This is a genomic window from Streptomyces sp. NPDC087906 (assembly GCF_055584925.1).
Genome location: NZ_JBVJLC010000004.1, coordinates 84,068 through 96,796, shown reverse-complemented (window position 1 = coordinate 96,796; position 12,729 = coordinate 84,068). Strand labels below are relative to the sequence as shown.

The window sequence follows — 12,729 nt, the reverse complement described above, 5'->3', positions numbered from 1 at the left end:
GGCCGGTGGCGCCCGCGCTCCGTGTCCTACGATGCGACGATGCCAGCCCTGCCGCCCCGCGTCCTCTACGTCACCGACCTCGCCTACGAGGCCGCCGGGCGCCGGTACGGCGACGAGGACGTCTGGCTCTCGTCCCGGCTGCGGCGCGACTTCACCGTCGCGCTCTGCCACCCCCTGGACGCGGTGCGGCTCATGGCGGACTTCGATGTGGTCCTGGTCCGCAACAGCGGTCCCGTCATCCACTACCAGGAGCGGTACGAGGCGTTCCGCACCGCCGCACTCGCGGCGGGGACGCGGGTGTACAACCCGCTGACCGGGCGGGCCGACATGCGCGGCAAGCAGTATCTGGTGGAGCTGAGCGCCGCGGGGCTGCCGGTGATCCCGACCGTCGACAGCGCCGCAGACCTGGGCAGGCTGCCGGCCGCCGCCGAGTACGTCGTCAAGCCGAAGGCGGGCGCCGACTCGATAGGCATGCGGTTCGTACGGGACCCCTCGGCCGCCGGTATCGCCTTCGGTGACGTCCTCGTACAGCCGCGGATCGCGTTCCGCTACGAGGTCTCGTTCTACTTCGTCGACCGGGACTTCCAGTACGCCCTGTACGCGCCCGACCCGGCGCGGCGCTGGGAGTTGGCGCGCTACGAGCCGGCCCCCGCCGATCTGGAGTTCGCCCGGCGGTTCGTGGAGTGGAACGACATCAGCCACGGGATCCAGCGGGTGGACGCCTGCCGCGCGCCCGGCGGGGAGCTGCTGCTCGTCGAGTTGGAGGACCTCAATCCGTATCTCTCGCTGGGGCTGCTGGACGCCGCGACCCGGGAGGCGTTCAGCGCGCGGCTGACCGCGTCGATCAATTTGTTCACGCAGTCAACCATCTCGGGATGAGGGTCTTCGGCCGCCGCCGGGGTCGCTAACTCCAGCCGCCGTCGAGCCCGTTAGAGATTTTGACACGACCTTGACAAATTAATTCCGTGTTGCCAGCATGCAATCGCTCACTGCGTTGACAGAGAACTCGACCCCACCCGAAATCCCTCTGTGACACACAAGCAAAGCGCGACGGCGCGCGCCTTGCCTGACACACCCCCCACCGCAGGGTCAGGAAGGAAGCTCCATGTCAGCAAGTCCTCCAGCATGGTCCAGATTGGCGACGGCGCTCGTGCTCGCGCTCGGCGGCGGCATCGGGATCAGCACGGCGGCGACAGCGGCCCCCGCACCGGTCGCCAAGGCGGCTCCGGCGGCGAAGGCGGCCCCCGCCGACATCCCGGCCGGCGACTACCAGCAGGTCCAACTCGCGTCCGGCGGCGCGGAACTGGGCGAGGCCATGTCCCTCGCCGTCCTGCCGGACCGGGCGGTCGTGCACACGGCGCGTGACGGCACACTCCGGTACACGGACGCCGCGGGCAACACCAAGACCTCGGCCAAGCTGAACGTCTACACCCATGACGAGGAAGGTCTGCAGGGGGTCGCCGCCGACCCCGACTTCGCGACCAACCACTATCTGTACCTGTACTACTCGCCCAAGCTGACGACCCCGGACGGCGACGCCCCGGTCACCGGCAGCGCGGCCGACTTCGAGGCGTTCAAGGGCCACTTGAACCTCTCGCGGTTCGTGCTCAACACCGACGGCACCCTCGACCTGGCCAGCGAGAAGGTCCTGCTCGAAGTCGCCAACGACCGCGGCCAGTGCTGCCACGTCGGCGGCGACATCGACTTCGACGCGCAGGGCAACCTGTACCTGTCGACCGGTGACGACACCAACCCGTTCGAGTCGCAGGGCTTCGCGCCGCTCGACGAACGGACCGACCGCAACCCGCAGTTCGACGCCCAGCGCTCCGCGGGCAACACCAACGACCTGCGCGGCAAGGTCCTGCGGATCCACCCGACGGCCGACGGCGGCTACACCATCCCCGACGGCAACCTCTTCGCGCCCGGCACGGACAAGACCCGTCCCGAGATCTACGCGATGGGCTTCCGCAACCCCTTCCGGCTCGCGGTCGACAAGCCCACCGGCATCGTCTACGTCGGTGACTACGGGCCCGACTCCGGTACCACCGACCCCAACAGGGGCCCCGGCGGCCAGGTCGAGTTCGACCGGATCACCTCGGCGGGCAACTTCGGCTGGCCGTACTGCACCGGTACGAACACCGAGACCGAGTCGTACAACGCCTACACCTTCCCGGACGGCCCCTCGGGCGCCAAGGCGGACTGCGCGGGCGGCCCCGCCAACAACTCCCCCCACAACACCGGGCTCAACAAGCTGCCGGCGCCCAAGGCCGCCTGGATCAAGTACGGCGGTGACGCGGGCTCCCCGCCCGAGTTCGGCGGCGGCTCCGAGTCCCCGATGGGCGGCCCGGTCTACCACTTCGACGCCAACCTCAACTCGGACGTGAAGTTCCCCGAGTCGCTCGACGGCAAGTTCTTCGCCGGTGAGTACGGCCGCCAGTGGATCAAGGCCATCACGGTCAACGCCGACGGCAGCCCCGGCACCATCGACGACTTCCCGTGGACCGGCACCCAGGTCATGGACACCGCCTTCGGACCCGACGGCGCGCTGTACGTCCTCGACTACGGCACCGGCTCCGACAACCAGGCGCTCTACCGCGTCGAATACGTCGCGGGCACCAACCGCAGCCCGATCGCCAAGGCCGCCGTCGACAAGACCTCGGGCCAGGCACCGCTCGCGGTGACGTTCTCCTCGGCGGGCAGCTCCGACCCGGAGAACGGGGCGCTCAGCTACTCGTGGGACTTCGGTGACGGCGCGACGTCCACGGACGCCAACCCCAGCCACACGTACACCGCGACGGGCACCTTCCAGCCCACCCTCACCGTCAAGGACCCGGAGGGTCTGTCCGGCACCGCCAGCCTGGTGGTGACGGTCGGCAACACCGCCCCGACGGTCAAGCTCACCACCCCCACCAACGGCGAGCTGTTCGCCTTCGGCGACACGGTCCCGTTCAAGGTCGAGGGCAGTGACCCCGAGGACGGCCCGATCGACTGCGCCAAGGTCAAGGTCACGTACCTGCTCGGCCACGACAGCCACGAGCACCAGATCACCTCGGCCGGCGGCTGCGAAGGCTCGCTGACCGTACCGACCGACGGTGAACACGACGCCGCCGCCAACCTGTACGGGGTCTTCGACGCCGAGTACACCGACGCCGGCGGCCTGACCTCGCACAGCGTCAGCAAGCTCCAGCCCAAGCACCGGCAGGCCGAGCACTACTCGACCCAGTCCGGCATCGAGGTGGCCAACCACGGCACCGCGGAGGGCGGCAGCACCGTCGGCTTCACCGACGACGGCGACTGGATCACCTTCACCCCGTACGAGCTGGCTCAGGCGACCCAGCTCTCGGCCAGGGTCTCGTCCGCGGGTCCCGGCGGCACCATCGAGGTACGGGCGGGCTCCGCGACCGGCACCCTGCTGGGCACCGGGACCGTCGCACCGACCGGTGACTGGGAGACCTTCGCCAACGTGACGGTCGACCTCAGCAACGCGCCGGCCGGCTCGACCGATCTGACCCTTGTCTTCAAGGGCCCGACGGGCCAGGGCAACCTGTTCGACCTGGACGCCTTCACCTTCACCACCGGCGGTGCCTGATGGAACGTCACACCACCAGCAGGCTGCGGAAGTTGTCGTGCGCCGCGGCTGTCGTCCTGGGGGCGGCCCTGCTGACCCCCGCGACGGCGGCGCAGGCGGACGACCCGTACCAGGTGCTCGTCTTCTCCAAGACCGCCGGATTCCGGCACGACTCCATCCCGGCGGGCATCGCGGAGATCCAGGCACTCGGCGCCGACAACGGCTTCAGTGTCACAGCCACCGAGGACGCCACGGCGATCAGCACGGAGAACCTCGCGCAGTACGAGGCCGTGGTCTTCGTCAGCACCACGGGCGACTTTCTCGACGACACCCAGCAGAGCGCGCTGTTCGGTTACGTCGACGGCGGCGGCGGATTCCTCGGGATCCACGCCGCTGCCGACGCCGAGTACGAGACCCCCGCGTACGAACAGCTCGTCGGCGCCTGGTTCTCCGGCCACCCGGCCATCCAGGCGGCCACGGTCCGCACCGAGGACCTGACCAACCCGGCCACCTCGCACTTCGAGCCGGCCTGGACCCACACCGACGAGCTGTACAACTACAAGACCGACCCCCGGCCCGACGTCCATGTGCTGCAGACTCTCGACGAGTCGAGCTACGAGGGCGGGACCATGGGCGCGGACCACCCCATCACGTGGTGCCACCCGCAGGGCGAGGGACGGTCGTTCTACACGGGGCTCGGCCACACCGTCGAGACGTACGCCGATCCCGACTTCCAGCAGTTGCTGCTCGGCGGGATCGAGTACGCGGCGGGCCAGGTCACCGCTGACTGCGCACCGCCCGCGGGCGGTGGCGGCGGCGAACCGACCGCCGTGGAAGGGGAGTCGTACTCCTCGTCGTCCGGCGTGCAGCCGGCCGGGCACGGCGGCGCCAGCGGCGGCCAGACCCTCGGCTACATCGAGAACGGTGACTGGGCCGGCTACAACTCCGTGGAGACACAGGGCGCGACGAGCTTCAGCGCGTCCGTCGCCTCCGCGGGCGCCGGCGGCACCATCGAGATCCGTTCGGGCTCGGCCACCGGCACCCTGCTGGGTTCCGTGGCCGTGCAGTCCACCGGCAGTTGGGACACCTTCACCACCGTCTCCACCCAACTGACCGGCACCGGCAGCGGACCGCTGTTCCTGAGCTTCACCGGCGGTGCGGGCTCCCTGTTCGACATCGACACCTTCACGCTGGGGGGTGCGACGGCAGCGCACTGAACCGGTCGGATGAAGCCGGTCGTGTCATGACAGGTGGCGTTGCCCCCGTCCCCCACCAGGGGCGGGGGCAACGCCACGTTCACACCGGCGCCTGCCATGTCGTCGTCGTACCCCGCCCGCCGTCCGCGCGCCGCCCGTCGTCGCTCACGGTCAGCCGCACGCCCGACCGCCCGTCCGGCAGCCGGGCAGTGGCGTCGACCTCCACGTCGACCGCCGTCACCTCGCTGCGCCGGTGGGCCGCCGCCAGCGCGCCGCGCAGCGCGGCGAGCAACTGCCCGCCGACCGGCTCCTCGACGACGGTGTCCACAGGCCCGGTGAACTGCACGGAAGGCCGCAGTCCCAGCAGCACCCCGGCGCCGCCCGCTTCGCGCAGCACCTTCCCGCGCACACTCGTCGGCGCGTCGGCCGGCGGCTGCTGGAGCGCGAAGATCGCCGTCCGCACCTCCTGGATCGTGGAGTCCAGCTCGTCGACGGCCCGCCCGAGCAGATCGCCGAGGCCGGCCTCGGCCCGCCGCCTGGTCGACTCCAGCATCATCTCCGTCGCGAACAGCCGCTGGACGACCAGATCGTGCAGATCGCGGGCGATCCGGTCGCGGTCCTCGTACACCGCGAGCTGCTCCCTGTTGTGCTGCGAGTCGGCCAGGACCAGCGCGAGCGCTGCCTGCGAGGCGAACTGCGAGGCGAGCAGCCGGTCGACGGCCGTGTACGGCCTGCCGCCGCGCACCCGCGGCAGGGCGAGCGTCCCGATCAGCTTCCCGCCGCTCTGCAACGGCAGCATCATGCTCGGCCCGAACCGCACCCGCACCCGGGTGGTCATCCGCGGATCCGAAGCCGAATCATCGATGAACACCGGCTCCCCGCCCAGCAGTTGGCGCAGGACCGGCGACCCGGGCTCGATGGAGGCGCCGATCATGCCGGCCGGGTCGTTGTCGGACGAAGCGGCGACGATCTCCATACCGCCCGCCTCGGTGGGCAGCAGGATCACCCCGGCGTCCGCGTCCGCGAGGGTACGGGCCGACTCGGCGACCGTCATCAGCGCGTCGGCCGCCGTCTCACCCGTGAGCAGCGCCGTCGTGACGGCCGCCGCCCCCTGGATCCACCGCTCGCGCTGGCGGGCCGTCCCGTACAGCCGGGCGTTGCCGATCGCGATGCCCGCCTGGGACGCGAGCACCCGCAGCAGGACCTGGTCCTCCTCGGTGAACGGCCCGGTGCGCTTGTGCGTCAGGCAGAGCTGGCCGAACCGCTCGTCCTCCACCTGGATCGGTACGCCCAGATGGCCGCCGTCCCCGCCGTCGGCGCCGGGCAGCCGCCGGTCGAGGACGAACGCGGCGCGCTCCTCCTCGTCCAGACCCGCCGAGAACAGTTCGGTGAGAGTGCCGTGCTCCGGCTCGACCACGCCGAGCGCCGCGTACCGCGCCCCGAGCAGATCGGCCGCCGTGTCCACGATGTGCTGGAGGGTGGTGCGCAGTTCGAGATCGGTGCCGATGCCGAGCACGGCTTCCAGCAGCATGGGCAGCCGGGGCGCGACGGAGTCACCCGCCGCCCACCCCGGGTCCCCGTACTCGCACACCGCGCCGTCAGCGGACTTCGGACAGCGGGGCGAGGACCAGCGGCTGGATCTTGCCCTCCAGCATCGCGCCGAGCCCGAGGACCGTGCAGATGTCGGGCCGCTCGGCGATGGCCACCGGCATGCCCGTCGCCTCCCGCAGCATCTGGTCGAGGCCGGGCAGCAGCGCGCTGCCGCCGACCATCATGATGCCGCTCTCCGCCAGATCGGCCACCAGGTCGGGCGGGCAGTCGCGCAGCACCTTGCCGATGCCGTCCAGGACGGCGGTCAGCGGGGTGTAGATGGCGTCCCGCACGGCAGCCGTGTCGACCCGCACCGAACGCGCGATGCCGGTGGCCACGTCGCGGCCGTGGATCTCGGTGGACGAGGGCCCGTCCTCCGACAGGCCGTTGTCGCGCAGGGCGAGCTGGAGCGGGCGCACGGACTGGCTCGGCAGCATCAGCTCGTGGTGGTGGCGCAGGTACTGGATCACGGCGTGGTCGATGGCGTTGCCGCCGACCGGGATCCGCTGGGCCGTGACGATCGAGCCGAGCGACAACACGGCGACCTGGGTGGTCGCAGCCCCGCACACCATGATCATGGTGGCGGTCGGCTGCTCGACGGGCAGCCCGCAGCCGACAGCGGCCGCGATCAGCGTGTCGACCAGCTCGACCCGCCGCGCACCGAGCCCGACCAGCGTCTCCACCGCGGCGCGCTGCGCCAGCGGGTCGCTGTCGTGCGGCGTGGAGGCGGCGGCCCGCAGCCGGGGCTTGCGGCGCAACTGGCGGCGGAGCTTGTCGCCGATGAGATGGCGCAGCATCCGCTGCGCCATGTCGATGTCGACGACGGTGCCGCCGGTGACCGGGCGTGCGACGCGGATGTAGTCGGGGGTGCGGCCTGTCATCTGCTCGGCGAGCGCGCCGACGGCGATGAGCGCGCCGGTGCGGGTGTTGACGGCGGCGCAGCTCGGCTCGTCGACGACGAGCCCGGCTCCCTTCACAAAGACCCGGGTTCTGGCGGCCCCCAGGTCGACGGCGATATGGCAACGTCGCAACTGCTCAAGACTGACGGTCATGGCAGGTTCTCCCGAGAGCGCTGAAAGTGGTCCACCGGCGGCCGCCGGCCCTGTTGGCATCGTCCGCCCGCACGGACCCCGGCGCGCGCTGGGCTGCGCCGGTCGGGGGAGGGCCATAGGAGTACGGAGCTGACGGACCGCCAGATGAGGCGCCGTACCGGCGTCAGTCGGCCGACCAGCGTTGCAGCAGCCCCCAGGTGAACTCGGCGACCGCCGGGCGGCCGTCCGGGAGGGTGAAGCCGAGGCCGAAGCGGGTCGGGGCCGTGCCCTCCAGCGGCCGGGCCGGCGGGAACGCGCGTGCGACCTCGTCCACGGTGCAGGACCAGGGCCGCAGATCGTCGGCCGTACGCGGCTCGGGGCCCGCCGCGCCCGGCGCCCTGACCAGCCACTCGTTCCACACGGCCGAACCGTTCGCCACCATGACCTCGAAGCGCAGCTCCGGCCAGAGCGGCACCGGCCAGAGCAGGGCCTCGCACGCCAGATCGCCGATCTTCCGCTGCTCCACCTGCTCGGGCGGGCCCAGTACGGAGCGGTAGCGGGACAGCGAACCGCGCCCGCGCGGCGAGCGCACCATCGCCTGCCAGCGGCGGTTGGCCTCGCGCATCTCGGCCGGCGACACACCGAGTTCGCGGCGGGCGTCGTCGACCAGCTCCGGCTGGTGGTCGGCCATCCGGCGCAGCAGCACCAACTGGAATTGCAGCGGTCCGAAGGACCCCGGAGATGTCATGTGAGCCATCCTGCCCACCCGCGGCGCGGTACTCCACACAAGATCTTTACAGCCCTCTCCACCTGCGGCGACTTCCGATTGCATAATCTGCGAGCGCCATGGACTACTGCTACCAGTGCCGTCGGCACCTCAACGGCGCGTTGACCTGCGCCGGATGCGGCACAGCCGCCGAGGAGCTGCGACAGCACACCCCCCACACCAGCCCGCAGCCCGGCGCCGAAGCAGCAGACGAAGCCGTTGACGAAACCGACGGTGACGAACTGCTGCTGGCGGGCCACGACCGTACGGAAGGCCGTACCGCGGGACCTGCCGTACGGACGCACCGCCGCCGGCGCACCGGACCGCGCAGGAAGCGCAGCAAGCGCAAGCGCCGAATAACGGCCGGCGTGCTCGGGCTCGTCCTGACCGGTGCCGGGCTGAGCCTCGCCCAGCTCGCCATCGAGTCGTCCGCCGAGCGCGCCGCCACCTCCGTCAAGGAGGAGAACCCCGTCGACTTCGACGGCGGGCCCGACGCCTCGGACGGCCCGGCGGATCCTGCGGAGCCGGGAGACCCCGCGGCCCCGGGCACGGAAGGGACGGCCGAGGCCGGGGACGGGTCACCGTCGCCGAGCGGCAGCGGCGACCCCAGTGCCTCGGATTCCGCCGCTCCCTCGGACGGCGCGTCCGCCCCGGCGACCGACGCGTCCGGCGCCCCGGAGACGTCGCCCACCGAGGGCCCCGGCGAGACCCCCGCTCCCGGCGAGTCCGCACCGGAGAGCCCCGGGGCCACGACACCGGCGGACGAGCCGACCTCGCAGGCGCCGCCCCCGCCGCCCCCGGCTCCCGAGCCGACGCCGTCGGAGACCGAGGACTGCACCCCGATCCTCTGGTGGTGCGCCTAGGGCCTGTCGATCGGATCAGGCCCTGGAGCGGGTCGGCTACAGCGCCGGCACGGCGACGTCCATGCCGAGCATCCGCTTCAGCAGGTCGCGCAGTACGGCGCGCTCCGCCGTGGAGAGACCGGCCAGCGGCTCGCGTGCGAAGTCCAGCGACTCGCGGAGCTGCCGCGCCGTCAGCCGGCCCTTCTCGGTGGGCGCGGCGAGCTTCACCCGGCGGTCGCCCGCGTCAGGGCGGCGCTCGACGAGCCCCCGGGTCTCCAGCCGGTCGACGATGCCGGTGACGTTGGACGGCTCGCACTTCAGCTTCTGCGCTATCCGGCGCATGGGCATCGGCTCCAGGGACAGCAGACCCAGGACCCGCGCCTGCGCGCCGGTGAGCGAGTGCTTGGCCGCGGCCAGCTCGTACTCCTCGTAGTAGCGCGCCACGACATCGCCGATGAGCTGGACGACCTCAAGGGTCAGCGGGTCTGTACGGGAAGCGGCCATGCCCTCAGGATACCCATTTGCTTGACAGCATGAAATATCCAGGTGCATGGTTGTTTCAGATGGTGAAGCTTATCGGTACGGTTCATCGTCGTTGACCTTTCTTGAGGAGGCCCCGCCCCATGACCGCACTTCCCACGTCCGGCCGCGCCTGGTACCTGGTCGCCCGCCCGCACGGCTGGCCCGAGCCGTCGGTCGTCGAGCTGCGCGAGGTCCCGGTGACCGAGCCGGGGGAGGGCCGGATCCTGGTCCGCAACCTGTTCTTCTCGGTCGACCCGGCGATGCGCGGCCGGATGAACGACGTGAAGTCGTACGCCCCGCCGTACGAGCTGGACAAGCCGATGCACGGCTCGGCCGTCGGCGAGGTCATCGCGTCGAAGGCCGAGGGCTTCGCCGTGGGCGACCACGTCCTGCACGGCCTCGGCTGGCGTGAGTACGCGGAGTTCCCCGCCGAGCGCGCCACGAAGATCGATACCGCGGTGGCCCCCGCCTCCGCGTATCTCGGCGTCCTCGGTGTGACGGGACTGACCGCGTACGCCGGTCTGTTCGAGACCGCGGGGCTCAAGGAGACCGACACGGTCTTCGTCTCGGGCGCCGCGGGCGCCGTCGGCAGCCAGGTCGGCCAGTTCGCCAAGATCAAGGGCGCCGCCCGGGTCATCGGCTCGGCGGGCAGCGACGAGAAGGTCAGGCTGCTCACCGAGGAGTACGGCTTCGACGCGGCGTTCAACTACAAGAACGGCCCGGTCAGGGACCAGCTCAAGGCGGCGGCGCCCGACGGGATCGACGTCTACTTCGACAATGTCGGCGGCGACCACCTCGAAGCGGCGCTCGCCTCGTTCAACCTGCACGGCAGGGCCGTCATCTGCGGCATGATCGCGCAGTACAACGCCACCGAACCCACCCCGGCGCCGCGCAACCTCGCGCTGGTGATCGGCAAGCGGCTGCGCCTCGAAGGCATGCTCGTCACCGACCACTTCGGGCTCCAGCCGCAGTTCGTGAAGGACGTATCGGGCTGGCTCGACTCCGGTCGGCTCAAGTACCACGAGACGGTCGTCCAGGGCATCGAGAACGGGTTCGACGCGTTTCTCGGCATGCTCCGCGGCGAGAACACCGGAAAGATGGTCGTCGGCCTCTGACCCCGGCCCGTCAACCCACCTCTGACCTCCCACGCGTTAGGCTCGGACCCAGGCCGGCACGGTCCGTGGGCGCGAGCCGTGGCGTACAAGCAGAAGGAAACGCACCAGTATGAGCATCCAGAACATCGACGTGCTGTACACCGCGACCGCCACGGCGGAGAACGGCCGTGACGGCCGGGTCGCCAGTGACGACGGCAACCTCGACGTGACGGTCAACCCGCCGAAGTCGATGGGCGGCAGCGGCGCGGGCACCAACCCCGAGCAGCTCTTCGCGGCCGGCTACAGCGCCTGCTTCCAGAGCGCGCTCGGCGTCGTCGCCCGCCAGGAGAAGGCCGACATCAAGGGGTCGACCGTGACCGCCAAGGTCAGCATCGGCAAGACCGAGGCCGGCGGCTTCGGCCTCGCTGTCGAGCTGATCGGTTCCTTCCCGACGCTCGACGAGGCGACGGCCAAGGACCTGCTGGAGAAGGCGCACCAGGTGTGCCCGTACTCGAACGCGACCCGCGGCAACATCAAGGTCGACCTCTCCGTCGCCTGACCCCGTCGCACGACGCCGCAGCACGACGTGGGCGCCCGGCCGGATTCCGGCCGGGCGCCCATGCCGTCGGTTCGGCAGAGGCGGGTCCGGTCCGGTCCGAACGTGCGAGCCACCCGATAGGCTTCGACGCATGCGTGATCTCGGGGCGGGTTTCGGCTACTTGATGAAGGGCCAGCGCTGGGTCCTCGGCCACGGCCGGTGGTTCGGCTTCGGCCTGCTGCCCGGTCTGGTCACGCTCGTGCTGTACGCGGCCGTCCTGATCGGCCTCATCTACGGCGCCGACGACCTGGCGGGCTGGGCCACGCCCTTCGCCGACGACTGGTCGTCGCCCTGGCAAAGCCTCTTCCGCGACGCCTTCACCGTCCTGATCTTCGCACTCGCCCTGTTCCTGCTCGTGGTGACCTTCACGGCGGTGACGCTGCTGATCGGCCAGCCCTTCTACGAGTCGCTGTCCGAGGCCGTGGACCGCGCGGAGGGCGGCGAGGTCCCCGAATCGGGTCCGTTCTGGCGGGAGTTGTGGATCTCGGCGCGGGACAGCCTGCGCATCCTGGTCCGGGTCGCGCTGTACGGCATCCTGTTCTTCGCGCTCGGCTTCATCCCCGTCGTCGGACAGACCGTCGTCCCCGCGCTGGGCTTCTGCGTCTCGGGCTTCTTCCTCGCCGAGGAGCTGACCGCCGTCGCGCTCCAGCGCCGCCGGATCGCCCTGCGGGAACGGCTCCGGATGCTCCGGGGGCGCCGCATGCTCACCCTCGGCTTCGGCGTCCCGCTGACGCTCGCCTTCCTCGTCCCGGTCGTCGCGGTCTTCCTGATGCCCGGCGCGGTGGCGGGAGCCACCCTCCTCGCCCGGCATCTGACCGGCGAGACGTCCGAGGACGACCCGGCGCGCGGCGAGACGACGGCGGGCGAGCCCGCCCCCGGCATCGCCCCCGCGCCGGGCGCCGCTCCCGGCACCCCCGTCACGCCGCAGGCCCTGAACCTCCCGCCCGCAACAGGGTGAGGAAGTCGCGGAACGCCCCCGGCATGTCCACCGATTCCGGGTCCAGCAGCCACTGGTACTGGAGCCCGTCCATCACCGCCGTCAGCAGCGGCGCCGCCTGCTCCGGGGTGAGGCCGCCCGGCAGCCGGTCGCCGAACTCGTCCCGCAGCACCGCCGTCATATTGCCGCGCACCTGGTCGTATCGGTGCGTGAAGAAGTCACGCGCCGGGTGGTCCTCCGTGACGGACTCGCCGAGGAGCGCGGAGAAGGTCTGCACGATGCCGGGCCGCATCGCGTTGTAGTCCACCAGTGAGGTGAGCAGTTCGAGCCGCCACCCCTTGCGGTCGCTGCCGCCGCCCCCGGTGTCCCAGGTGTCCCGGTCCTCCAGGACCGCGACCAGCAGCGCCTCCTTGGTGGGGAAGTAGTGCAGCAGCCCCTGCTGGGTGAGGCCCACCCGGTCGGCGACGGCGCCCAGCGTGGTGCCCCGGTAGCCGCGCTCGGCGATCACCTCCAAGGCCGCGCGGAGGATCTCCGCGCGCCGCTCCTCAGTCCTGGCTCTCGCCATCCAGCTCGGTCCTTCCCGAT

At 71.3% G+C, this 12,729-nt stretch carries 12 protein-coding genes; 7 read left to right on the top strand and 5 right to left on the bottom strand.

Annotated elements, in window-relative coordinates:
* Positions 1 to 39 precede the first annotated feature (39 nt).
* The 3 genes from ACZ63I_RS14065 (at position 40) to ACZ63I_RS14055 (ending at position 4,785) form a co-directional block, all read left to right on the top strand.
* Entirely contained in the window at positions 40 to 879 is an 840-nt protein-coding gene (locus ACZ63I_RS14065) for an ATP-grasp domain-containing protein (protein ID WP_469338518.1), read from the top strand.
* 226 nt (positions 880 to 1,105) lie between these two features.
* Positions 1,106 to 3,589 (top strand): PQQ-dependent sugar dehydrogenase, encoded by a 2,484-nt coding sequence (locus ACZ63I_RS14060; protein WP_469338517.1) that lies wholly within the window; start codon positions 1,106 to 1,108, stop codon positions 3,587 to 3,589.
* Positions 3,589 to 4,785, top strand: a complete 1,197-nt coding sequence (locus ACZ63I_RS14055) for a ThuA domain-containing protein (protein WP_469338516.1) — start codon at positions 3,589 to 3,591, stop codon at positions 4,783 to 4,785. The genes ACZ63I_RS14060 and ACZ63I_RS14055 overlap by 1 nt, the downstream gene beginning before the upstream one ends.
* Before the next feature lie 79 nt (positions 4,786 to 4,864).
* Here ACZ63I_RS14055 and ACZ63I_RS14050 read toward each other — a convergent pair whose 3' ends face one another.
* The 3 genes from ACZ63I_RS14050 to ACZ63I_RS14040 form a co-directional block, all read right to left on the bottom strand.
* Positions 4,865 to 6,295: a sensor histidine kinase gene (locus tag ACZ63I_RS14050; protein ID WP_469339221.1), complete on the bottom strand. Its 1,431-nt coding sequence runs from the start codon at positions 6,293 to 6,295 to the stop codon at positions 4,865 to 4,867.
* A 67-nt stretch (positions 6,296 to 6,362) separates the two neighbouring features.
* Positions 6,363 to 7,406: a rod shape-determining protein gene (locus tag ACZ63I_RS14045; RefSeq protein ID WP_469338514.1), complete on the bottom strand. Its 1,044-nt coding sequence runs from the start codon at positions 7,404 to 7,406 to the stop codon at positions 6,363 to 6,365.
* Positions 7,407 to 7,569: 163 nt separating this feature from the next.
* Positions 7,570 to 8,133: an RNA-binding protein gene (locus ACZ63I_RS14040; protein ID WP_469338513.1), complete on the bottom strand. Its 564-nt coding sequence runs from the start codon at positions 8,131 to 8,133 to the stop codon at positions 7,570 to 7,572.
* 98 nt (positions 8,134 to 8,231) lie between these two features.
* Between ACZ63I_RS14040 and ACZ63I_RS14035 the strand changes: the two genes are divergently transcribed.
* The gene (locus tag ACZ63I_RS14035) at positions 8,232 to 9,014 is read left to right on the top strand and encodes an SCO2400 family protein (RefSeq protein ID WP_469338511.1); all 783 of its coding nucleotides are present in this window, start codon (positions 8,232 to 8,234) and stop codon (positions 9,012 to 9,014) included.
* 36 nt (positions 9,015 to 9,050) lie between these two features.
* Here the strand turns inward: ACZ63I_RS14035 and ACZ63I_RS14030 are convergent, their stop codons facing one another.
* On the bottom strand, positions 9,051 to 9,497 hold the full coding sequence (locus ACZ63I_RS14030; protein WP_469338510.1) for a MarR family winged helix-turn-helix transcriptional regulator: 447 nt from the start codon (positions 9,495 to 9,497) through the stop codon (positions 9,051 to 9,053).
* A 119-nt stretch (positions 9,498 to 9,616) separates the two neighbouring features.
* Here ACZ63I_RS14030 and ACZ63I_RS14025 point away from each other — a divergent pair, with 119 nt between their 5' ends.
* From ACZ63I_RS14025 to ACZ63I_RS14015, 3 genes are all read left to right on the top strand, one after another.
* Entirely contained in the window at positions 9,617 to 10,630 is a 1,014-nt protein-coding gene (locus tag ACZ63I_RS14025) for an NADP-dependent oxidoreductase (RefSeq protein ID WP_469338509.1), read from the top strand.
* Between the two features lie 109 nt (positions 10,631 to 10,739).
* Positions 10,740 to 11,168: an organic hydroperoxide resistance protein gene (locus tag ACZ63I_RS14020; RefSeq protein ID WP_469338507.1), complete on the top strand. Its 429-nt coding sequence runs from the start codon at positions 10,740 to 10,742 to the stop codon at positions 11,166 to 11,168.
* Between the two features lie 130 nt (positions 11,169 to 11,298).
* Complete coding sequence (locus ACZ63I_RS14015) at positions 11,299 to 12,165, top strand: EI24 domain-containing protein (protein WP_469338506.1); 867 nt, start codon at positions 11,299 to 11,301, stop codon at positions 12,163 to 12,165.
* Here ACZ63I_RS14015 and ACZ63I_RS14010 read toward each other — a convergent pair.
* Positions 12,125 to 12,709, bottom strand: coding sequence for a TetR/AcrR family transcriptional regulator (locus ACZ63I_RS14010; RefSeq protein WP_469338504.1), 585 nt, complete (start codon positions 12,707 to 12,709; stop codon positions 12,125 to 12,127). The genes ACZ63I_RS14015 and ACZ63I_RS14010 overlap by 41 nt on opposite strands.
* Positions 12,710 to 12,729 lie beyond the last annotated feature (20 nt).

Excerpts from the sequence above, each read along its gene's own strand:
- ACZ63I_RS14055 (WP_469338516.1), top strand. The coding sequence starts at position 3,589 with ATGGAACGTCACACCACCAGCAGGCTGCGGAAGTTGTCGTGCGCCGCG.
- ACZ63I_RS14045 (WP_469338514.1), bottom strand. The coding sequence starts at position 7,406 with ATGACCGTCAGTCTTGAGCAGTTGCGACGTTGCCATATCGCCGTCGAC.
- ACZ63I_RS14050 (WP_469339221.1), bottom strand. The coding sequence starts at position 6,295 with ATGCTGCTGGAAGCCGTGCTCGGCATCGGCACCGATCTCGAACTGCGC.
- ACZ63I_RS14040 (WP_469338513.1), bottom strand. The coding sequence starts at position 8,133 with ATGACATCTCCGGGGTCCTTCGGACCGCTGCAATTCCAGTTGGTGCTG.
- ACZ63I_RS14030 (WP_469338510.1), bottom strand. The coding sequence starts at position 9,497 with ATGGCCGCTTCCCGTACAGACCCGCTGACCCTTGAGGTCGTCCAGCTC.
- ACZ63I_RS14010 (WP_469338504.1), bottom strand. The coding sequence starts at position 12,709 with ATGGCGAGAGCCAGGACTGAGGAGCGGCGCGCGGAGATCCTCCGCGCG.
- ACZ63I_RS14060 (WP_469338517.1), top strand. The coding sequence starts at position 1,106 with ATGTCAGCAAGTCCTCCAGCATGGTCCAGATTGGCGACGGCGCTCGTG.
- ACZ63I_RS14025 (WP_469338509.1), top strand. The coding sequence starts at position 9,617 with ATGACCGCACTTCCCACGTCCGGCCGCGCCTGGTACCTGGTCGCCCGC.
- ACZ63I_RS14065 (WP_469338518.1), top strand. The coding sequence starts at position 40 with ATGCCAGCCCTGCCGCCCCGCGTCCTCTACGTCACCGACCTCGCCTAC.
- ACZ63I_RS14035 (WP_469338511.1), top strand. The coding sequence starts at position 8,232 with ATGGACTACTGCTACCAGTGCCGTCGGCACCTCAACGGCGCGTTGACC.
- ACZ63I_RS14020 (WP_469338507.1), top strand. The coding sequence starts at position 10,740 with ATGAGCATCCAGAACATCGACGTGCTGTACACCGCGACCGCCACGGCG.
- ACZ63I_RS14015 (WP_469338506.1), top strand. The coding sequence starts at position 11,299 with ATGCGTGATCTCGGGGCGGGTTTCGGCTACTTGATGAAGGGCCAGCGC.